Below are 20,675 nucleotides of genomic sequence, written 5' to 3' on the forward strand. Positions count from 1 at the left end.
TGGAGGGAAGGCAGGCGTGGGTGAGGCGAGGAGTGGCGACGTGCGACCGGTCAGCGACATCAAGCGCAGCGAGGCACCGTTCGAGGTCGTCTCGGAGATGACCCCGGCGGGAGACCAGCCCGGGGCGATCGCCGAGATCACGCGGCGGGTGGAGTCGGGCGACGCGCACACCGTCCTGCTGGGCGCGACGGGTACGGGTAAGACGGCGACCGTGGCGTGGACGGTGGAGCGGCTCCAGCGTCCGACGCTGGTGATGCAGCCGAACAAGACGCTGGCGGCGCAGTTCGCCAACGAGCTGCGGCAGATGCTGCCGAACAACGCGGTCGAGTACTTCGTCTCGTACTACGACTACTACCAGCCCGAGGCCTACGTCCCGCAGAGCGACACCTACATCGAGAAGGACTCGTCGATCAACGACGAGGTGGAGCGACTGCGTCACTCGGCGACCAACTCGCTGCTCACGCGCCGGGACACGATCGTGGTGGCGTCGGTGTCGTGCATCTACGGTCTGGGCACGCCGCAGGAGTACGTGGACCGGATGGCGCAGCTGTCGGTGGGCATGGAGGTGGACCGCGACGAGCTGCTGCGCCGGTTGGTGGAGATGCAGTACTCCCGTAACGACACCGCGTTCACCCGGGGCACGTTCCGTGTGCGCGGCGACACCATCGAGATCATCCCGGTGTATGAGGAGCTGGCGATCCGCATCGAGATGTTCGGTGACGAGGTGGAGCGGTTGATGACCCTGCACCCGTTGACCGGAGAGGTGCTGGGGGAGAGCCGGGAGATGTTCATCTTCCCGGCGTCGCACTACGTGGCCGGAGAGGAGCGCACGGAGCGCGCCGTCGCCTCGATCGAGGCCGAGTTGGGGGAGCGGCTGGCCGAGTTGGAGGGCCAGGGCAAGCTTCTGGAGGCGCAGCGGCTACGGATGCGCACCACGCACGACCTGGAGATGATGCGGCAGCTGGGGACGTGTTCGGGGATCGAGAACTACTCCCGCCACTTCGACGGTCGTGAGCAGGGCAGCCCGCCGAACACGTTGCTGGACTACTTCCCCGAGGACTTCCTGTTGGTCCTGGACGAGTCGCACGTGACGGTCCCGCAGATCGGCGCCATGTACGAGGGTGACGCGGCGCGCAAGCGCACGCTGGTCGACCACGGGTTCCGTCTGCCGTCGGCGCTGGACAACCGCCCGCTGAAGTGGGAGGAGTTCACTGAGCGGATCGGGCAGACGGTGTACCTGTCGGCGACGCCGGGCCGGTACGAGCTGCGGCAGGGCGCCGGTGACGTGGTGGAGCAGGTGATCCGTCCGACGGGGCTGGTCGACCCGGAGGTGCTGGTCAAGCCGACCGACGGGCAGATCGACGACCTGGTGCACGAGATCCGGGAGCGCGCCGAGCGCCAGGAGCGGGTGCTGGTCACGACGCTGACCAAGAAGATGGCCGAGGACCTGACCGACTACTTCGCGGAGCTGGGCATCCGGGTGCGCTACCTGCACAGCGAGGTCGACACGCTGCGGCGGGTGGAGTTGCTGCGTGAGCTGCGCGTGGGCGAGTTCGACGTGCTGGTGGGCATCAACCTGCTGCGTGAGGGGCTGGATCTGCCCGAGGTGTCGCTGGTGGCGATCCTGGACGCTGACAAGGAGGGGTTCCTGCGGTCGGAGACCTCCCTGATTCAGACGATCGGTCGCGCCGCACGCAACGTCGCCGGTCAGGTGCACATGTACGCGGACCACGTGACCGACTCGATGCGGGCGGCGATCGACGAGACCAACCGGCGCCGGGACAAGCAGTTGGCCTACAACGCCGAGCACGGGATCGACCCCACGCCGCTGCGCAAGCAGATCGCGGACATCCTCGACTCTCTGAACAGGGAGGATGTCGACACTGAGGAGCTCATGGCGACGGGGTACCGTAAGGGCGAGTCCGCTCCGGTACCCGCGCTGGGTGAACGCGCGGTGGACACGAAGAGCATGCCGCGCGCGGAGCTGGCCGGGCTGATCGACCAGTTGAGCGCCCAGATGCACCAGGCCGCGACCGACCTCCAGTTCGAGCTGGCGGCCCGGTTGCGGGACGAGATCAAGGAATTGAAGCGTGAGCTTCGCGGCATGGACGAGGCCGGGGTGAAGTGACGGCGGGCCCTGCGGGGTGGGCCTTTTCCGGCGTGTCGCCACCCTCGTGAGGTATCAGATTGAGAACGTTCGTACAACGAGTGGGTCGCGTGGTTACCTTCGCGTGACATACCCTTGGGGTCGACCAGGGTCATGTCGTACATTCCGGATATCCGGTCGCGGGGGAGTCCATGAAGGTTCAGCTGTTGGCGACGACGGGTGTCCTCCTCGTCGGAACGTCTTTCCTGGTAGGCGGTTGTTCCCTGGTCAGGGGAGGGGCCGAGGCCGCCGACTCTTCGGACGTCTCGGGTGCGCCGACCGGAGCTGATCCCTCCCCGGGGCCCGTCAGTGACGAGGACACGCTGGTGGTGGCCGACGACGGGGCCGAGGTCCGCCAGGACTGCGGCGACCGTGAGATCGTGGTCAGCGCCGATGACGCCGTCGTCGTCCTGGACGGGGCGTGCGGCCTGGTCAGGGCCACCGGCCGGGGCACCACCGTGGACGTCGGGTCGGCCGAACGGATCGTGCTGGTGGGAGTGGACAACACGGTCTCCTTCGCGGCGGGGGAGCCCGAGGTGATCAACCACGGGCGCAACACCTCGGTCGTCGAGGGCGGGGTGGCCACCGCGTCGCCGCGTCGGACCGTCGACGAGGACGGGACTTCCGTGTCCGCGGATTGACCGCCCCGACACCCGCGGGCTACCTGGGATCCGTTACCGTGGTGCGCGTCCGTGCCCATACGAAACCGGGGCACGGGTGATGGACCGGACGGGCACGTCCGCGCGGGGTGGATCCGCGGGGACGGGCGAGGCGACCGGCCCGTCATGGAGTGCTCCGGGCGAGAGACCCGCTAGGGGAGGGGTGGATGAGCGGATATGTGGCGCGGGTGCGGCACGACGAGTCGCCCGGGGGCGATCTCGGGCTGGACCCGCTGGTGCGGTCCGCCGCCCAGCGTTGGGCCGCGACCGACCCGCTGCTGCCCGAACCCGTGGGCTTCGCCCCCGGTTCCTCCCCGCTCGTGACGGTCAGCGACGAGGAAGGCAACACCGTCGCGGCCGGGAGCATGCACTACACCTGGTACCAGCCCGGCGAGGTCGGCCGGATCTGGGGGGTGCCCGACCAGCACTGGCTCACCCCCATCGTCGGCGGGCCCGACCCCGGCCGCGCCCTGGACTCCCTCCTCACGAGCTGGCGTGACCAGCTGGAGGAGCTGCCGACCGGTACCGGTTCGGAGTCGGCCGCCCTGGTCAGCTGGCCCGCCCGCGACGTGTGCGGGATCATCCCGCTCCAGCGGCACGGCCTCCAGCCCTACACGGTGCTGGCCGCCCGTCAGCGCCGCCGTGGGGTGCCCCCGTCGCTGCCCCCGCGCGACGTGACCATCCGGTTGGCCGACCGCAGCGACCTCACCCAGGTCGTCACCCTGCTCATGGAGGAGCACCGCTACGAGCAGCACTTCGGTGGAGTGTTCCTGCAGCCGGACACCGCCGAGCAGACCCGCAAGGTCGCGGCGCGGGCGCTGGACCGGTCCCGTTCGTGGATCTGGCTGGCGGAGCGACGCGGCCGGGCCGTGGGCCTGTTGTGGGTCTCGCCCCCGGAACGGTCGCGGTGGGCCAAGTCCCTGGTCAACGCGCGCCCGATCGCGCACATCGGCTACGGCGTGGTGACCGCCTCCGAGCGTGGCAACGGGATCGGTACCGCCTTGGTCGGCCAGGCCCACCAGGCGCTGGACAGTCACGGCGTGGGCGTGTCCGTGCTCAACTACGCGGCGATGAACCCGCTGTCGGGGCCGTTCTGGCACCGGATGGGCTACCGGCCGGTGTGGACGACCTGGGAGGTCCGTCCGGCCCTGGCCCTGCGCTGACCGCCGCGCCGCGTCCGGAGTGGCGGGGGTCACCCCGGTTCGGTCGCGGCGCGGGGCGCTCCGTTAGCCTGGCCGCAGGACGCGATGGGGCGTGGGAGAGGTGGACCGATGGCTGTGGACGAGCGCGGGTCCGAGGGCGCGGAGCACGTGGAGATCGTCGAGGTGGGGCCGCGTGACGGCCTCCAGAACGAAGACACCGTGCTGTCGGTCGAGGACCGGATCGAGCTGATCGACCGGGCGGTGGACGCCGGTGTGCGGCGGATCGAGGCGGTCAGCTTCGTCAACCCGAAACGGGTGCCGCAGATGGCGGGGGCCGAGGAGGTCATGGCGGGTGTGCGCCGCGCCCCGGGGGTGTCCCACATCGGCCTGGTGCTCAACCGGCGCGGTCTGGAGCGCGCGGTGGCCGCGAAGGTGTCGGAGGTCAACGTGGCGGTGCCCGCCACGGACGGGTTCTGCACGCGCAACCAGGGGTGCTCGGTCGACGAGATGTTGGACGTGCTGGCCGCGATCGACTCCGACCTGGCCGGTACGGGCATCCCGTTGAGTGTGACGGTCTCGACGGCGTTCGGCTGTCCGTTCGACGGTGAGGTCGCCCCGGGGCGGGTCGTGGAGGTGGTGCGGCGGATCGCCGAGACCGGTGCGGTGGAGATCGCCCTGGCCGACACGATCGGTGTGGGTGTGCCGCGCCAGGTGTCCGAACTGCTGCGTGCGGTCGGCCCGGTCGCGGGCGGACGGGCGCTGCGCTGCCACTTCCACAACACCCGTAACACCGGCTACGCGAACGCGCTCGCCGCGGTGGACGGCGGTGTGCGCGTGCTCGACTCCAGCCTGGGCGGCTTCGGCGGTTGCCCGTTCGCGCCCGCGGCGACCGGCAACATCGCCACCGAGGACCTGTTGTACATGCTGCACCGCAGCGGGCTGCGCACGGGCGTGGACCTGGCGGAGGCGGCGGCGCTGGGTGACTGGATGGGTGAGCGCCTGGGCAAGCGGCCGCCCGCCTACCTGGGGCGGGCCGGGGGCTTTCCGGTGTGATCCCGGGCCCGGACCCAGGGTCCGGGCCGCGTGTGGTGTTGGTCGCGGCGGGGAGGCCGCGCGGTGGGGCGGCAACGCCCGCCGCCGCGCGGGGTCGGTGGATCCGTCCAGGTCGGAGGCGGAACACCGATGCGGCACCTGGCGTTCCCAGGTGTAGGCGCGCGGGGGGCCTGTTATCCTGGTGCCCCGTGGAGTCCGACGGACCTGGGCGAGGATCTACCGCTCGGCACCGGACCGCCGCACGGCCGCTCAGTTCACCCGAGTCCGCCGTAGCCACTCAACCCACGGGAGCATCACTTTGGCATCCGCCGCGAGTACCAAGCACATTTTCGTTACTGGCGGCGTCGCCTCCAGTCTTGGCAAGGGGCTGACCGCCTCCAGCCTGGGCCGACTCCTGAAGTCGCGTGGTCTGCGGGTCACCATGCAGAAGCTGGACCCCTACCTCAACGTCGACCCGGGGACGATGAACCCCTTCCAGCACGGCGAGGTCTTCGTCACCGACGACGGCGCTGAGACCGACCTGGACGTGGGCCACTACGAGCGGTTCCTGGACACCGAGCTGTCCGCCTCGGCCAACGTCACGACCGGCCAGATCTACTCCAGCGTCATCGCCAAGGAGCGCCAGGGCGCCTACCTCGGTGACACCGTGCAGGTCATCCCGCACATCACCAACGAGATCAAGTCGCGCATCTACGCGATGGACGCGCCCGACGTCGACATCGTCATCACGGAGATCGGCGGCACGGTCGGCGACATCGAGTCACAGCCCTTCCTGGAGGCGGTCCGCCAGATCCGCCACGAGATCGGCCGGGACAACTGCTTCTTCCTGCACGTGTCCCTGATCCCGTTCCTCGGTCCGTCCGGGGAGATGAAGACCAAGCCGACCCAGCACTCCGTGGCCGCGCTGCGCAGCATCGGTATCCAGCCCGACGCGATCGTGTGCCGTTCGGACCGGCCCATCACCCAGAGCCTCAAGTCCAAGATCAGCCTCATGTGCGACGTGGACGAGGCCGGTGTGGTCTCCACCCCTGACGCCCCCTCGATCTACGACATCCCCAAGGTCCTGCACCGTGAGGGGCTGGACGCCTACGTCGTCCGCCGCCTGGGCATGCCCTTCCGCGACGTGGACTGGACCGAGTGGGACGAGCTGCTGCGCCGTGTGCACCAGCCCGACCACGAGGTCACCATCGCCATGGTCGGCAAGTACATCGACCTGCCCGACGCCTACCTTTCGGTGAGCGAGGCCCTGCGCGCGGGCGGTTTCGCCACCAACACCCACGTCAACATCCGCTGGGTCGCCAGCGACAACTGCGCCAGCCCCTCCGGCGCCGCCGCCGAGCTCGACGGTGCGGACGGCATCCTCATCCCCGGCGGGTTCGGTGTGCGCGGTATCGAGGGCAAGCTCGGCGCCATCCGCTACGCCCGTGAGAACCGTATCCCCCTGTTGGGTATCTGCCTGGGACTCCAGGGCATGGTCATCGAGTACGCCCGGAACGTGCTCGGTCTGGAGGGCGCCAACAGCACCGAATTCGACGACAAGGCCGTCGAGCCGGTCATCGCGACCATGGCCGACCAGACCGACGTCGTGTCCGGTGAGCGCGACATGGGCGGCACCATGAGGCTGGGCATGTACCCGGCCGACCTGGGCGAGGGCACCCTGGTGCGTGAGCTCTACGACGGTGAGGAGCGGGTCTCCGAGCGACACCGCCACCGCTTCGAGGTCAACAACGCCTACCGGGTCAAGCTGGAGGGTGCGGGCCTGGTGTTCTCCGGGCTGTCCCCCGATGGCAAGCTGGTGGAGTACGTCGAACTGCCCCGGGAGGCGCACCCGTTCTTCGTCGCGACGCAGGCGCACCCGGAGCTGCGTTCCCGTCCGACCAAGGCGCACCCGCTCTTCCGCGGCCTGATCTCGGCCTCCCTGGAGGGGCAGAAGTCCTGAGCCTGGGCCGGGCGGGGCATGAGCCTGAGAGGCGAGCACATGGCCGGTGACACCCGTCCGGAGACGATGGCGGGGGCGGACGCGAAGATCGCGGACGCCCCCGCGTCGTGGCCCGTGGAGCGCTCCGAGGAGCGTTTCCGTGGCCGCAAGTGCGGCATGCGCACGGACTGGGTGCGGATGCCCGCCGGGGACGGGGAGGGCACCACCCTGGCGGCCCGCGACTACATGGAACACCCGGGGGCCGCCGCCGTCCTGGTACTGGACGGGGACGGGCGGGTACTGCTCCAGCGCCAGTACCGCCACGCGACGGGCCACACGATGTGGGAGCTGCCCGCCGGGATGATCGACGTGGCGGGGGAGGGGCCGCTGGCCACGGCCCGGCGCGAACTGGTCGAGGAGGCGGGACTGCGCGCCGAGGAGTGGTACGAGCTTCCCGACTTCTTCCCCAGCCCCGGGTTCTCCGCCGAGCGGATCTGGCTGTTCCTGGCCCGGGGCCTGTCGGAGGTGCCCGCCGCCGAGATCGACTTCGTCCGCCAGCACGAGGAGACCGACCTGGCCGCGGAGTGGGTCCCCCTGGAGGAGGCGGTGGGGCTGGTCATGGGCGGCGTTCTGCACAACGGAGCGACCGTCATCGGTATCCTCGCCGCCCACGAGGCCGCCCGGGATGGTTTCGCGTCCCTGCGCCGGGCCCGCTGACCGTGGGCGGGGAAGCGGGCGGCACCGCTCCCTCCGCCGCCGGGGCCGCCGGGACGTTGGCGCGCGCCGGCGCGGCCTTCCTCGACCACCTGTCCGCCGAGCGCGCGCTGGCGGACAACACCCTGCTGGCCTACCGCCGTGATCTGGCCCGCTATATCGGCCACCTGTCCGCGCTGGGCGTCACCGACCTCGCCGACGTCGGCCCCGGACAGGTGGCCGGGTTCCTCCGCGCCCTACGTGAGGGCGACGACGACCGCCGGCCGCTCAGCGCCGCGTCCGCCGGGCGGGCGCTGGCCGCGGTGCGCGGGCTGCACCGGTTCGCGGTCCGAGAGGGCTGGACGGGGACCGACCCGGCGGCGGAGGTCGTCCCGCCGGCCCCGCCCATGCGGCTGCCCAAGGCGGTGTCGCTGGAGCTGGTGGAGCGGCTCCTGGCGGCCGCCGCTCCCGCGGAGGCCCCGGTGTCGGGTGACCGCGCGGCCCTGCTCGCGCTGCGCGACCGCGCCCTGCTGGAGGTGCTCTACGGTACGGGCGCGCGGATCTCCGAGGCGGTGGGGTTGGACGTGGACGACGTCGGCGACGCCGTGGAGGGGGACGACGGCGTCGGGCTGGTGCGTTTTCGCGGCAAGGGCGGGCGTGAGCGGTTGGTGCCGCTGGGTTCGTACGCGCGGCGCGCGCTGGGCGCCTACCTGGTGCGGGCCCGCCCGGCGCTGGCGATGTCGGGGCGGTCGGGGCCCGCCGTCTTCCTGAACGCGCGCGGCGGTCGTCTGACCCGGCAGGGCGGATGGGCGGTCCTCAGCGCTGTCGCGGACAGGGCGGGGGTCGAGGGTGTCTCACCGCACACGCTGCGGCACTCCTTCGCCACCCACCTGCTGGACGGAGGTGCCGACATCCGGGTCGTCCAGGAGCTGCTGGGGCACAGTTCGGTCACCACCACCCAGATCTACACGTTGGTGACCGTGGACCACCTGCGCGAGGTGTACGCGTCCAGCCACCCTCGGGCACGGCGCTGAACCGGTGCGGGGCACCCGATGCCGCGCGGGCGGGGCCGTCGCCGGAGCGGGTGCGACGGGGTTTCTTCGATTGGTTCGTGTTGAAGTGCGTCGTGTCGTCGTTCTAGAGTCGCCGCACAGAGGTACGTTGCTGTCGACATATTGAGTTTCCGACGGCGGCCAGGCGCAGGGGAGCAACGCCCCTCGGGCCGTGGCCGGTCCGTGGGGGAGGTCAAGGGTTGTGAACTGGTCGGAGAACGACGCGGATGCGAACACCGCACCCGTCGGCGGGCAGGACCCCGCCGACCCGGTGAGCAACCCTTGGGGGACGACACGCAACACGGGGGCGGAACTGCACACCAAGAGACCGGAGTACCAGTTTCCGGTGCCGGAGCCGCTGGACGAACACGGCCCGGCACGAATTGTAGCACTCTGTAACCAGAAGGGTGGGGTCGGTAAGACCACCACCACCATCAACCTCGGGGCGGCCATCGCCGAGTTCGGCAGACGGGTGCTGCTGGTCGACTTCGACCCGCAGGGCGCGCTCTCCGTCGGCCTGGGCAGGCTCGACCCGCGCGAGCTGGACCTGACCGTCTACAACCTGCTGATGCAGCGGGACGTGTCGGTCGAGGACGTCCTGCTCAAGACCGACATCGACGGTCTGGATCTCATTCCGAGCAACATCGACCTGTCCGCGGCCGAGGTCCAGTTGGTCGGCGAGGTGGCCCGCGAGCAGATGTTGGGCCGGGCGCTGCGGCCGGTGATCGACGACTACGACGTCGTGCTCATCGACTGTCAGCCGTCGCTGGGCCTGCTCACCGTCAACGCGCTCACCGCGGCCGACGGGGTCATCGTGCCCTTGGAGTGCGAATTCTTCGCGCTGCGTGGTGTGGCGCTGCTCATGGACACCATCCAGAAGGTCCAGGAGCGCCTCAACGAGCGCTTGGTCATCGACGGCTTCCTGGGCACCATGTACGACCCGCGCACCCTGCACGCGCGTGAGGTGCTGTCCACCATCGTCGACGGCTTCGGCGACAAGGTCTACGGGACGGTCATCAACCGGACCGTGCGCTTCCCGGACGCCACAGTCGCGGGGGAGCCCATCACCAGGTTCGACTCGTCCTCGGCGGGCGCAAACGCCTACCGGGAACTGGCCAAGGAGGTGCTGGCGAGGTGGCCTCTCAGCGGTCACGGCGCGTGACCCTGCCCGGGGCGGACGAACTGTTCTTCCGCCCCTCCGGCCCCGAAGCGGAGCCGGACGAGCCGACCGGACGCCAGCGCACGGCACCCGAGCGCGAGGCCGCGGGAGACGGATCCGAAGGCGGCGCCAAGGGCAGGCGTGGCACCTCCGGAGGGGCCGCCAAGGTGCGCCGCGCTCCCAAGCCGAGCGGCCGCCAGCGCCACGACGAGAAGATCACCGTGTACGTCTCCGGGGCGGAGCTGCTGGCCCTGGAACAGACGCGGCTGTCGCTGCGGGCCGAGCACGGGTTGTCGGCCGACCGCGGCCGCCTCGTCCGCGAGGCCGTCGCGGTGCTGCTCGCCGACTTCGAGGAGCACGGTTCGTCCAGCATGCTGGTGCGGCGGCTCAGCGAGGACTGATCGTCGGGCCCGGTGCGAGGGGGAGCGCCGGGCCCGACGGTGCGAGGGTGTCACCGGCGGAGCCTGGCCGGTGACACCCTTGTGTGTATGAGTGAGACGACGTGGAGCCGCCCCCATGGCGGCTGATCAGGAGGCGCACCCGCCCCCGGAGGAGACCGGGGAGGGCGACCCGAACGCCTTCCAGGTGCACCTGGACAACTTCGAGGGGCCCTTCGACCTGCTGCTGGCGCTGATCTCCAAGCACAAGCTGGACATCACCGAGGTGTCGCTGTCGAGGGTCACCGACGAGTTCATCGCCCACATCCGTGAGCACGGTGAGGAGTGGGACCTGGACCAGGCCAGCAGTTTCCTGCTGGTCGCGGCGACGCTGCTGGACCTGAAGGCGGCCCGGCTCCTGCCCCGGGGCGATGTGGAGGACGAGGCCGACCTCGCCCTGCTGGAAGCCCGGGACCTGCTGTTCGCGCGACTGTTGCAGTACCGCGCCTACAAGGAGGTCGCGGCGGTCATGAGCGACCGTCTGGTGTCGCAGGGCCGCCGGTACGCGCGCGCGGTGCCGCTGGAGGAGCGGTTCGCGGCACTGCGGCCGGAGGTGCTGTTCCGGTTGGGGCCGCAGGAGTTCGCGGCGCTGGCGGGCCGGGTGTTCACCCCCAAGGAACCGCCGAGCGTGCCGGTCACCCACATCCATCAGACCAAGACGTCGGTCAAGGAGCAGGGCGAGCTGGTCGTGGCGGCGCTGCGGGAGCACGGGACGCTCACGTTCGCCGAACTCACCGAGGGGTGTACCGGTACCTTCGAGGTCGTCGCGCGCTTCCTCGCCCTGTTGGAGCTGTACCGGGCCGCGAACGTGGGCTTCGACCAACCGGAGCCGCTGGGCGCGCTGACGGTGACGTGGACCGGCGGCGAGGGCGAGGTTCGGGTGGAGACCGACTACGACGACGCCGCGGGCGAGGGGGAACACGAATGAGCGGGGATCGCAGGGCCGGTGTGGGGGATGTCTCGGCGCCGGCGACGCTGCGCCGCGACCTGGAGGCGGTGCTCATGGTGGTGGACCAGCCGGTCGCCGAGTACGACCTGGCGCGGGCCCTGGAGGTGCCCCTGGAGGTGGTGACCCGGACACTGGAGGAGCTGGCCAGGGAATACACCGAGCAGGGCCGCGGTTTCGATCTGCGTGCGGTGGCCGACGGGTGGCGCGTGTACACGCGGCCCGAGTGCGCCGACATCGTCGAACACTTCCTCAAGGAGGGGCAGGAGGTCCGCCTCACGCAGGCCGCCCTGGAGACGATGGCGGTGGTGGCCTACCGCCAGCCGGTCTCCCGCGGCAGGGTCTCCGCCGTTCGCGGTGTCAACTGCGACGGAGTTATGCGTACCCTCGTACTGAGGGGGCTGATCGAAGAGGCCGGACACGACTCCGAATCCGGCGCGCTGCTGTATCGGACCACCTCCTATTTCCTGGAACGGCTGGGCCTGCGCGGCCTCGACGAGCTGCCTGATCTGGCGCCGTTCCTCCCCGACGACATCGAAGGTCTAGACGACACCGGTGAGCACACCCAATGACAGTTCCCGCGGTGCGCGGGACGACGCCCCGCGCGGTGAGCGCGGCGACAACAACGACAACCGCCGACGTGGCGGACGAGACTTCCACGGTCGGGGCGACCGTGACCGGCGCGACCGCGACGACCGGGGCTTCCGAGGCGGAGGCGACCGGTCCTTCCGGCGTGAGGACCGGGGCCGTGGGGGGTTCCGCGGCCGTGACGACCGGCGTTCGTACGGTCGTGAGGACCGTGACCGTCGGCCCCAGGGTCGTGACGACCGTGACCGCGGCGGCTTCCAGCGCCGTGATGACCGTGACCGCGGGGGTTTCCGTGGTCGGGACGATCGTGACCGTTCCTTCGACCGCGGCGAGCGGCGCGGCGGCTTCCGTGACGACCGCGGCGAGCGGCGTTCGCACGGTCGTGACGACCGTGACTTCCGTGGCCGTGACGACCGGCGTTCGTTCGGCCGTGACGACCGTCGCGGTGGGGGCCAGCGCGATGACCGGGGCCGTGGGGGGTTCCGCGGCCGCGACGACCGGCGTTCGTACGACCGTGACCGTCGGCCCCAGGGTCGTGACGACCGTGACCGAGGCGGCTTCCAGCGCCGTGATGACCGTGACCGCGGGGGTTTGCGTGGTCGGGACGATCGTGACCGTTCCTTCGACCGCGGCGAGCGGCGTTCGTACGGTCGTGACGACCGTGACCGCCGTGACCGCGGCCCGCGTGAAGACCGTGGCGGCTACCGCGGTGACCGGCGTCCGCACGGCCGTGACGACCGTCGCGGTGGGGGCCAGCGCGATGACCGGGGCCGCGGTGGTTTCCGCGATGACCGCGACCGCGGCGGCTTCCAGCGCCGTGACGACCGAGGCGACCGGCGTCCGCACGGCCGCGACGACCGCCGTTCCCACGGTGGTGACCGCGAACGGCGCGGTGGCGCCCGCCAGGACCGCGGCGGCCGCGGCCCCGCCCCTGAGCGCCGTGACACCGTTCGTTCCGGTGGCGTCCAGAACGAGTCGCAGCTGTCGAAGGCCGCGCGCGAACGGCTCAACGCCCTGCGCGCCGACTACGACCCCAAGGACGAGGACCGCCACACCGGTGAGGACCGCGACACCTACACCGACGTGCCCGGCGGCATCCGCCTCCAGAAGGCACTGGCCGGGGCCGGTGTCGCCAGCCGCAGGGCCAGCGAGGAGATGATCGCCGCCGGCCGCGTGAGCGTCGACGGCCAGGTCGTCCGCCGGTTCGGTGCCCGGGTCGACCCCGAGGCCTCCGAGATCCGCGTCGACGGCATGCGCGTCGTCACGGCTCCCGACAAGCTGTACTTCGCGCTCAACAAGCCGCGCGGCGTGGTCAGCACCATGTGGGACCCCGAGGGTCGTCCGACCCTGGCCGACTACACCGGCCAGACCGACGAGCGCATCTTCCACGTGGGTCGGTTGGACACCGAGACCGAGGGCCTCATCCTGCTCACCAACGACGGAGAGCTCGCCAACCGGCTCACGCACCCGCGCTACAAGGTCGTCAAGACCTACATCGCCAAGGTGCCGGGCCCGGTCCCGCACAGTGTGGTGCGCGAGATCCGCAAGGGCGTGGAGCTGGAGGACGGTCCGGTCGAGGTCGACTCCTTCCGGATCGTCGACAACGACGACCCCAGGGCCATGGTGGAGATCCGCCTGCACGAGGGACGCAAGCACATCGTCCGCCGTCTGATGGAGGCCGTGGGCCACCCGGTCGCGGACCTGGCGCGCACCCAGGTCGGCCCGATCGACCTCAACGCCCTCAAACTGGGCACGATGCGATCGCTGACCTCACGTGAGGTCAGCGAACTCTACGAGGCCGCGGGCCTGTAGATACAGTTGACGGCGGTCGTCGCCCCAGCTCTCCGGCCGGGGTGGCGGCCGCCGTCCTCTCGTTCGGGAGGACGGCCCGAGGTACGACGACGAGACGGGAACGAACGTGGCGGTACGGGCCATCCGTGGTGCGGTGCAGGTCGACGCGGACGAACGGGAGCAGGTGCTGGAGGCCACGGCAGAGCTGGTCTCCGAGGTGATGCGGCGCAACGGACTGGGGACTGACGACGTCATCAGCGTCCTGTTCACGGCCACACCGGATCTGACCAGTGAGTTTCCCGCTCTGGCCGCGCGCAGGATCGGCTTCGCCGACGTTCCGCTGATGTGCGCGGCGGAGATCGACGTCCCGCACGCCCTGCCGCGCGTGGTCCGGCTCATGGCCCATGTGGAGACCGACCTCCCCCGGTCGGAGGTCCAGCACGTCTACCTGCGCGGGGCGCAGGCGTTGCGCCTGGACATCGCGCAGTGATCGGGGGGCGCCCCCTCCGGGATGGGCCGTAGTCTGGTGTGGGTAGGCACGTGTAGGAGGACGGAAGAGCAGTGGGCGAGAGCTGGGACGGGGCCGGACACCGGCCCGTCGTGCGCCGTGTCACGGTGGTCGGCACCGGACTCATCGGGACCTCCGTGGCACTGGCGCTGCGTGCCCGCGACGTGGACGTCGCCCTGTCCGACCCTGACCCCGACACGCTGCGCCTGGCCTGTGACCTGGGCGCCGGTCGGCCGCTCACCGAGGCGGACGACCGGCCCGCCGACGTGGCGGTGATCGCCGCTCCGCCCGCCGTCATCCCGGACGTCCTGCGTGACGCGCAGGACCGGGGGCTGGCGCACGTCTACACCGACGCCGCGAGCGTGAAGGCCAGTGTGCTGGCCGGGGCGGACCGGCTCGGCTGCGACATGGCCACCTTCGTACCCGGTCACCCCATGGGGGGGCGGGAGAAGCACGGCCCCGGGGCGGCCCGCGCGGACCTCTTCCTGGGCCGCTCCTGGGCGCTGTGCCCCACGGGCAAGGCCGACGCCGAGACCGTCGCCACCGTCGCCGAGCTGGCGCGGATGTGCGGCGCGGTCCCCAGGGTCCTGGACGCCGACGCGCACGACCGCGCCGTGGCGTTGGTCTCGCACGCTCCGCACGTGGCCTCCTCCGCCGTGGCCGCCAGCCTGCTGGGCGCGGACGAGGCGGCTCTGGCCCTGGCGGGGCAGGGGGTGCGCGACGTCACCCGCGTGGCCGGGGGCGACCCGGCGATGTGGACCGAGATTCTCACCCACAACGCCGCGCCCGTCGCGGAGGTCCTGTCGGGGGTGGCCGCTGACCTCGCCGCCACGGCCGAGGCCCTGCGCGCGTTCGGCGCGGACCCCGACACCCGGACGGACGCGACGCTGGCCCCGGTGCGTGACGTGCTCGCCCGGGGGCGTGGCGGTCAGGGGAGCCTGCCCGGCAAGCACGGGGCGGTGCGGCGGCCCTCCTACACGGTCGTGCCCGTGGTCATCCCGGACGAACCGGGGGCGTTGGGCCACCTGTTCGCCGCGACCGCCGAGGCGGGGGTCAACATCGAGGACGTGCGGATCGAGCACACACCGGGCCTGCCGCTGGGCGTGTGCGAGCTGTACGTCCTGCCCGAGGCCGAGAACACGCTCGTCGGGGCGCTGGCCGAGGGTGGCTGGTCGGTGCACCCCGGCCGGTGATCCGGGGTTCGGACGGACGTACCGGACCGCGTCCACGCCCGGGTACGCTGGGGCGTCGGCAAGAAGTGAACGTACGCGGGAGTCAGGGCCAGTGAGCGCGCAGGGCAGCACCGAGGGCATCGTCGTCGCGATCGACGGCCCCTCCGGATCGGGCAAGTCGAGCACGTCGAAGGGCGTGGCCAAGGCGCGCGACCTGCGGTACCTCGACACGGGTGCCATGTACCGGGCGCTGACCTGGTGGATGCTGGACACGGGCGTGGACGTGCACGACGCCGCCGCCGTGGCCGCGGCCGTGGAGCGTCCCGGGATCACGATGGGCACCGATCCGTCGGCTCCCACCGTGGCGGTGGACGGCCGCGACGTGGCGGTCGAGATCCGGAGCAAGGACGTCACCGACAACGTGTCGGCCGTCTCCGCCGTCCCCGAGGCACGTGAGCTGCTCGTGCGCAGGCAGCGCGAGATCATCGCGGCCGCCCGCGCGGAAAGCGCGGGCATCGTGGTGGAGGGGCGCGACATCACGACCGTGGTCGCGCCGGACGCTCCGGTCAAGCTCTACCTGACCGCCAGCGCCGAGGCACGTGCCCAGCGGCGCAGCAAGGAGGTTCGGACCAGCGACGTGGCCGGGACCCAGGCCGACCTGGCCCGGCGTGACCGGTTGGACTCCAGCCGGTCGCACTCGCCGCTGACGCGGACCGAGTCGGCGACCGAGCTCGACACCACGGGCCTGACCTTGGACGAGGTCGTCGCGCTGGTGGTCAAGCTCGTCGACCAGGTCCGGGAGCAGTAGCCCGGGCCGACACCATCGGCGGGTGCCCCGCGAGCGGGGGCCCGCACGCGGAGGCGTGTCCTCCGTGGCCAGTACACGGGTGCCGTGGGCGCCCGTGCCGTCACGCCCGAGACCGTGGCCCCGTTCGGGGAGCGGGACCGGGCGTTCATTCGATCCTCGCGGCACGCGTCCTGGGCGCGCGGGGACCTGGAACCGGGAGCAGTACATGAGTGACTTCGACGTCTCCGATGTCGGCTACGAGGGCGAGGAGGGCACGGAGGCCACGCCCCTGCCCGTGGTCGCCGTGGTCGGCCGCCCCAACGTGGGCAAGTCCAGCCTCGTCAACCGCATTCTCGGCCGCCGTGAGGCGGTCGTGGAGGATGTGCCGGGTGTGACCCGTGACCGGGTCGCCTACGACGCCGAGTGGCAGAACACCAGGTTCACCCTGGTCGACACCGGCGGGTGGGAGACCAGTGTGAGCGGCCTGGCCGCCATGGTCGCCCGGCAGGCCGAGTACGCCGCGCAGACCGCCGACGTGATCCTGTTCGTGGTCGACGCGACCGTGGGCATCACCGACGCCGACGCCGCCGTCACACGCGTGTTGCGCAACACGAAGCGCCCCGTGGTGCTGGCCGCCAACAAGGTCGACGGTGAGATGCAGGAGGCCGACGCGCTCGCCCTGTGGAACCTGGGTGTGGGCCAGCCGTACCCGATCAGCGCCCTGCACGGCCGCGGTACCGGTGACCTGCTGGACGCGGTCGTTGACGCCTTCCCCGAGCAGCCCCGGGGTGAGGCCGAGGACGACGCGGAGGGCGGGCCGCGCCGGATCGCTCTTCTGGGCCGTCCGAACGTCGGCAAGTCCAGCCTGCTCAACCGCCTGGCCGACGAGGACCGCGTGGTCGTGGACTCGGTGGCCGGGACCACGCGCGACGCGGTCGACGAGCTCATCGAGCTCGGCGGCCAGACGTGGAAGTTCATCGACACCGCCGGAATCCGCCGCCGTTTCCGGGCCCTGCAGGGCGCCGACTACTACGCGACGATGCGCACCGGCAGCGCCCTGGAGCGGGCCGAGATCGCGGTGGTGCTGATGGATGTCAGCGCGCCCCTGGCCGAGCAGGACATCCGGGTGGTCGAGCAGGTCGTGGAGGCCGGGCGCGGTCTGGTGCTGGCGTTCAACAAGTGGGACGTCCTCGACGAGGAGCGCCGCACGTACCTGGAGAAGGAGATCGACCGCCAGCTGTCGCGGGTCTCCTGGGCGCCGCGGGTGAACATCTCGGCGAAGACCGGCCGCCACATGGAGAAGCTGGTTCCGGCGATTGAGACGAGCCTGCGCGGTTGGGAGCAGCGGATCCCGACCGGACAGCTGAACAACTGGCTCAAGGAGTTGGTCGCGGCGACCCCGCCGCCGGTGCGTGGCGGCAAGCAGCCCAAGATCCTGTTCGGGACTCAGGCGGGCGCGCGTCCGCCGCACTTCATCCTGTTCACGACCGGGTTCCTGGAGGACAACTACCGGCGCTTCATCGAGCGGCGCCTGCGGGAGGATTTCGGGTTCGACGGGTCGCCGGTGCACATCAGCATGCGCATCCGGGAGAAGAAGAACGGCACGGTGGGACGGGCCTCGAAGGGCAGTGTCCGTCCGGACCGCAAGCCGCGCGGTCGGCGCTAGAGACGTCGCTGCCGGTTGGGAGGGGTCGTCCGAGGTCGGGCGGCCCCTTCGCCGTGTCCGTCACCAGGGGAGGCGACGGGCGGTGCTCCCCCCGGGGCGGTAGCTTGACGGGGGAGCGAGGAGGAGGAATCGTGCGCAGGGTGCTGATCAGCTCGTGTCTGGTGGGTCGTCGGGTGCGCTACGACGGGGGTGCCAAGACCGTCGCGGCCGAGGTGCTCGACCGGTGGCGGGAGGAGGGGCGCCTGGTCCCGCACTGCCCGGAGGTCGCGGGCGGCCTTCCGGTTCCGCGCCCGCCCGCCGAGATCGAGCCCGGCGCGACCGCCACCGACGTCCTGGAGGGCAGGGCGCGCATCCTTACCCCGGAGGGGGAGGATGTGACCGAGGCCTTCGTCGCCGGTGCGCGTTCGGCCCTGGCCACCGTTCGTGCGCGCGGCGTCGCCGTGGCGGTGCTCAAGGAGGGCAGCCCGTCGTGTGGCGGCAACGTCGTCTATGACGGCACCTTCTCCGGACGCCGTATCCCCGGTGAGGGCGTCACCGCGCAGTTGCTGCGCGACCACGGCGTCGAGGTGTTCAGCGAGGATGAGCTCGCGCGGGCGCGCGAGTGCCTCGACGAACTCGACGAGGTCTGAGGCGACCGCCCCGGAGCCGCTGGTCCGCCGGGCATAGCGCCCATAACGTGGTGCGAGCGCACCGGAAAGTACGGTAAGGTTTCATCCGTTGGCGGCGCCGGAGACGGGGCCGGGCCAACGGTACGGGACGTGGCGCAGTTTGGTAGCGCACTTGACTGGGGGTCAAGGGGTCGTGGGTTCAAATCCCGCCGTCCCGACAGATGAGGGGCGTTCACCCAGGTGAGCGCCCCTTTCGCGTGTCCGGAGCGAAGGTGCCCGGGCTTTCTGCACATTCATTGCGGATGGGTTCGGAACTCAGGGACAGGCGTGTTGGAGCTCATCTCATTCGGTGAGTCCGCGGTAACGGATCCGTATGCGGGCGATGCCGGCGAAGGCCGGGAGGTGATCGGCCGGTGGCGGCGGTGTAGGCGGCGGCTCCGGCCGGTCAGGCCACGGTGCGCTCGATCCGCCACCGGTGCCGCCCCAACCGCTGGGAGGACTCCACCCCCTTCGCGGGCCGGGTGGTGCACGATCCCCCGCTCGCGGAGCCAGCGGCGCAGGTGGTCGTCGTCGTAGCCCCTGTCGCCGTGGAGCTCGTGCCCGGGCCCACCCGGTGAAGCGGCGGTGCGCGGTGGGCCCCGACGGGCCGAACACCGGTGGGAGCTGGGCCCAGGTGCGGCCGGTCGCGGCCACGAAGATGATCGCGGCCAGTGCTCGGCGGTCTCCGTGTCTGTGTCGACCGCCGCCCTGGGGCCGGTCAACGACCTGGTCACGGCCTCGCGCAGTGCGTAGGCCGACTGCGGACGGACATCTACAAAGCTGGCTGTGTGACTTTCCACCTTGGCGGCACCCAGGCCGTGGCCGTACTCGGCCAATCCGAGCAAACCTGTCCGCGCGCGCCGACCATCTGTGACCATGCCCCCATGACCACTATCGCCCTGCACTACCGGGACGGCGCCTGGACGTCGGGCCCCGACCCCGTCGAAGAAGCCACCGAGGCCCAGACCGTGGAGGAGGACTGGCGCGACAGCGTCGCCCGTGCCGGATTCAACCGGCACCCCTTCGCCGTCTACAGCGGCCCCTACTCCTACTCCTACGCCGAGATGTTCCGAAGCGCCGACGGCACGACGTTCTTCATGAACATCGCTCACGGCGACTGCGAGCAGCACTTGTACTTCCACTCCGTGGTCGACGCCCTGGAGCACGCGGCCCGGTGGGCGCCGGCCTTCGCCCTCCAGCACGACGACCCCGACCTGGTCTCGCCCGGGGTCAGGCCCGAACCGGACCTGGAGGACGTCGACGACGAGGAGCTGGCCGCGCTGCGGCAAGCCCCCCACCCCTGACCGCCTCGCCCCAGGACCACCACGGCGCGGCCCCGTACACCACGTGCGGGGCCGCGCCGGTCTTTCCGCCAAGCTGGCTTTTCAGATTGTTTTCCCCGGTGAGGGGATCGGACGGAGCCCTCGCTCCTCGGGATCCGGGCAGGGCATCCATTCGACTGTCATCCAGCCGTCCGGGTTCGTGGGCTCGAACGGCTGGAGGTAGGCGGTGGGCGGGACGTACAGGTCGCCGTGGTGGAGGCCGGGGGAGGGGCCGGTTCAGCCGGACGCCGTCGCGGCGTGCTCCTCCAAGGCGAGGCTGACGTCCCGGAGGGTTTGCCTGAGCGTCCACAAGGATTCTTCGGGGTAGCGGTCAACCCAGCCCTTGACGCCGAGGTTGTGGATGACGGCCCGCGGGATGAAGGCATCCTTGAAGTCTTCGGCCTCCTCTCCGTCGCAGATGTTCATGCCGTCGGAGCCGGAACCCCGGCTGACTTCCTCCACCGACTCTTTGGCCAACTTGATGATCGCTTCGGCTTTCGGAGGTGTCCTGGCGTCGGTCTGCTGTGCGTAGAAAACGAAGCGCTGACCGATCTGTACAGCGTGGCGGGGCTCCAGGATGACGGTTCCGCCCGCGGCCCGACACGTGTGGGTCACCTGCTCTTGGAAGGCGTTGAGCTCCTTGCGGTGCTGTTCGGGGAGGTCGAGGCTCGACGCCATCGGGACCTCGCACGCTGTCAGGAGGGCCGTCATGGTGAGGCAGAGCGCCGGTGTCAGGAGGCGGGGAGGCTTCACGTCGGCTCTTTCGTCGGCCGGCCCGTCGGTGCTGTGGTGCTGTTCGCTGGGCGGAGTGACTTTATCACTTTGAGTTCAACATCAAGTGACGCACAGTGACCGTTCGGGGCGGTTGGGGAGGCCACGGTGTACGTCGCCACCCTGGACGGTCGTGGGCGGACACCGCCACCGGGCGCGGCGGGCTGACCTGGAAGGACGCTACCGGACAGGGAAGTGGTCCATGTTCATCCGGGTGC

19 protein-coding genes, 1 tRNA gene and 1 pseudogene are annotated in these 20,675 nt (G+C 71.0%); 19 read left to right on the top strand and 2 right to left on the bottom strand.

What is annotated here, in order from left to right:
* The first annotated feature begins 40 nt into the window (after positions 1 to 40).
* The 18 genes from uvrB to KIK06_RS03820 all read left to right on the top strand — a co-directional run bounded on the left by uvrB (position 41) and on the right by KIK06_RS03820 (position 18,543).
* Positions 41 to 2,128 (top strand): excinuclease ABC subunit UvrB, encoded by a 2,088-nt coding sequence (uvrB, locus tag KIK06_RS03735; RefSeq protein ID WP_268641904.1) that lies wholly within the window; start codon positions 41 to 43, stop codon positions 2,126 to 2,128.
* Positions 2,129 to 2,298: 170 nt separating this feature from the next.
* Entirely contained in the window at positions 2,299 to 2,787 is a 489-nt protein-coding gene (locus KIK06_RS03740) for a DUF3060 domain-containing protein (protein WP_017597201.1), read from the top strand.
* Positions 2,788 to 2,972: 185 nt separating this feature from the next.
* The gene (locus KIK06_RS03745; protein ID WP_026127338.1) at positions 2,973 to 3,968 is read left to right on the top strand and encodes a GNAT family N-acetyltransferase; all 996 of its coding nucleotides are present in this window, start codon (positions 2,973 to 2,975) and stop codon (positions 3,966 to 3,968) included.
* A 108-nt stretch (positions 3,969 to 4,076) separates the two neighbouring features.
* Complete coding sequence (locus KIK06_RS03750; protein ID WP_268641905.1) at positions 4,077 to 5,000, top strand: hydroxymethylglutaryl-CoA lyase; 924 nt, start codon at positions 4,077 to 4,079, stop codon at positions 4,998 to 5,000.
* A gap of 298 nt (positions 5,001 to 5,298) precedes the next feature.
* On the top strand, positions 5,299 to 6,939 hold the full coding sequence (locus tag KIK06_RS03755; RefSeq protein ID WP_083924033.1) for a CTP synthase: 1,641 nt from the start codon (positions 5,299 to 5,301) through the stop codon (positions 6,937 to 6,939).
* A gap of 39 nt (positions 6,940 to 6,978) precedes the next feature.
* The gene (locus KIK06_RS03760; RefSeq protein ID WP_026127340.1) at positions 6,979 to 7,635 is read left to right on the top strand and encodes an NUDIX domain-containing protein; all 657 of its coding nucleotides are present in this window, start codon (positions 6,979 to 6,981) and stop codon (positions 7,633 to 7,635) included.
* Entirely contained in the window at positions 7,632 to 8,645 is a 1,014-nt protein-coding gene (locus tag KIK06_RS03765) for a site-specific tyrosine recombinase XerD (protein WP_442789816.1), read from the top strand. The genes KIK06_RS03760 and KIK06_RS03765 overlap by 4 nt, the downstream gene beginning before the upstream one ends.
* Before the next feature lie 220 nt (positions 8,646 to 8,865).
* Entirely contained in the window at positions 8,866 to 9,825 is a 960-nt protein-coding gene (locus tag KIK06_RS03770; protein WP_017597208.1) for a ParA family protein, read from the top strand.
* Positions 9,798 to 10,223 carry a hypothetical protein gene (locus KIK06_RS03775; protein WP_017597209.1) on the top strand — a complete coding sequence of 142 codons (426 nt, stop codon included), beginning with the start codon at positions 9,798 to 9,800 and terminating at the stop codon, positions 10,221 to 10,223. Before KIK06_RS03770 ends, KIK06_RS03775 begins: the two co-directional genes overlap by 28 nt.
* Before the next feature lie 115 nt (positions 10,224 to 10,338).
* Positions 10,339 to 11,187 carry a segregation and condensation protein A gene (locus tag KIK06_RS03780; RefSeq protein ID WP_268641906.1) on the top strand — a complete coding sequence of 283 codons (849 nt, stop codon included), beginning with the start codon at positions 10,339 to 10,341 and terminating at the stop codon, positions 11,185 to 11,187.
* Complete coding sequence (gene scpB / locus KIK06_RS03785) at positions 11,184 to 11,777, top strand: SMC-Scp complex subunit ScpB (protein ID WP_268641907.1); 594 nt, start codon at positions 11,184 to 11,186, stop codon at positions 11,775 to 11,777. The genes KIK06_RS03780 and scpB overlap by 4 nt, the downstream gene beginning before the upstream one ends.
* Positions 11,761 to 13,605, top strand: coding sequence for a pseudouridine synthase (locus KIK06_RS03790; RefSeq protein ID WP_268641908.1), 1,845 nt, complete (start codon positions 11,761 to 11,763; stop codon positions 13,603 to 13,605). Before scpB ends, KIK06_RS03790 begins: the two co-directional genes overlap by 17 nt.
* A 106-nt stretch (positions 13,606 to 13,711) precedes the next feature.
* On the top strand, positions 13,712 to 14,074 hold the full coding sequence (aroH, locus tag KIK06_RS03795) for a chorismate mutase (protein WP_026127343.1): 363 nt from the start codon (positions 13,712 to 13,714) through the stop codon (positions 14,072 to 14,074).
* Positions 14,075 to 14,145: 71 nt separating this feature from the next.
* Positions 14,146 to 15,285: a prephenate dehydrogenase gene (locus KIK06_RS03800; protein ID WP_268641909.1), complete on the top strand. Its 1,140-nt coding sequence runs from the start codon at positions 14,146 to 14,148 to the stop codon at positions 15,283 to 15,285.
* Positions 15,286 to 15,376: 91 nt separating this feature from the next.
* Complete coding sequence (cmk, locus tag KIK06_RS03805) at positions 15,377 to 16,072, top strand: (d)CMP kinase (RefSeq protein WP_017597217.1); 696 nt, start codon at positions 15,377 to 15,379, stop codon at positions 16,070 to 16,072.
* Positions 16,073 to 16,277: 205 nt separating this feature from the next.
* Positions 16,278 to 17,717, top strand: a complete 1,440-nt coding sequence (der, locus tag KIK06_RS03810; RefSeq protein ID WP_017597218.1) for a ribosome biogenesis GTPase Der — start codon at positions 16,278 to 16,280, stop codon at positions 17,715 to 17,717.
* Between the two features lie 131 nt (positions 17,718 to 17,848).
* Positions 17,849 to 18,346 carry a DUF523 domain-containing protein gene (locus KIK06_RS03815; RefSeq protein ID WP_026127345.1) on the top strand — a complete coding sequence of 166 codons (498 nt, stop codon included), beginning with the start codon at positions 17,849 to 17,851 and terminating at the stop codon, positions 18,344 to 18,346.
* A gap of 123 nt (positions 18,347 to 18,469) precedes the next feature.
* Positions 18,470 to 18,543, top strand: a tRNA-Pro gene (locus KIK06_RS03820).
* A gap of 124 nt (positions 18,544 to 18,667) precedes the next feature.
* Here the strand turns inward: KIK06_RS03820 and KIK06_RS29315 are convergent.
* Positions 18,668 to 19,081 (bottom strand): annotated as a pseudogene (locus tag KIK06_RS29315) (transposase); the annotation flags it as partial.
* 167 nt (positions 19,082 to 19,248) lie between these two features.
* Here KIK06_RS29315 and KIK06_RS03830 point away from each other — a divergent pair.
* Complete coding sequence (locus KIK06_RS03830; protein WP_268641910.1) at positions 19,249 to 19,668, top strand: hypothetical protein; 420 nt, start codon at positions 19,249 to 19,251, stop codon at positions 19,666 to 19,668.
* A gap of 255 nt (positions 19,669 to 19,923) precedes the next feature.
* Here KIK06_RS03830 and KIK06_RS03835 read toward each other — a convergent pair whose 3' ends face one another.
* The gene (locus tag KIK06_RS03835; protein ID WP_268641911.1) at positions 19,924 to 20,439 is read right to left on the bottom strand and encodes a hypothetical protein; all 516 of its coding nucleotides are present in this window, start codon (positions 20,437 to 20,439) and stop codon (positions 19,924 to 19,926) included.
* Positions 20,440 to 20,675 lie beyond the last annotated feature (236 nt).

The sequence above is a fragment of the Nocardiopsis sp. EMB25 genome (genome assembly GCF_026797795.1).
GTDB lineage: Bacteria > Actinomycetota > Actinomycetes > Streptosporangiales > Streptosporangiaceae > Nocardiopsis > Nocardiopsis lucentensis.

Excerpts from the sequence above, each read along its gene's own strand:
- KIK06_RS03740 (WP_017597201.1), top strand. The coding sequence starts at position 2,299 with ATGAAGGTTCAGCTGTTGGCGACGACGGGTGTCCTCCTCGTCGGAACG.
- KIK06_RS03745 (WP_026127338.1), top strand. The coding sequence starts at position 2,973 with ATGAGCGGATATGTGGCGCGGGTGCGGCACGACGAGTCGCCCGGGGGC.
- KIK06_RS03750 (WP_268641905.1), top strand. The coding sequence starts at position 4,077 with ATGGCTGTGGACGAGCGCGGGTCCGAGGGCGCGGAGCACGTGGAGATC.
- KIK06_RS03760 (WP_026127340.1), top strand. The coding sequence starts at position 6,979 with ATGGCCGGTGACACCCGTCCGGAGACGATGGCGGGGGCGGACGCGAAG.
- KIK06_RS03780 (WP_268641906.1), top strand. The coding sequence starts at position 10,339 with ATGGCGGCTGATCAGGAGGCGCACCCGCCCCCGGAGGAGACCGGGGAG.
- scpB (WP_268641907.1), top strand. The coding sequence starts at position 11,184 with ATGAGCGGGGATCGCAGGGCCGGTGTGGGGGATGTCTCGGCGCCGGCG.
- der (WP_017597218.1), top strand. The coding sequence starts at position 16,278 with ATGAGTGACTTCGACGTCTCCGATGTCGGCTACGAGGGCGAGGAGGGC.
- KIK06_RS03830 (WP_268641910.1), top strand. The coding sequence starts at position 19,249 with ATGACCACTATCGCCCTGCACTACCGGGACGGCGCCTGGACGTCGGGC.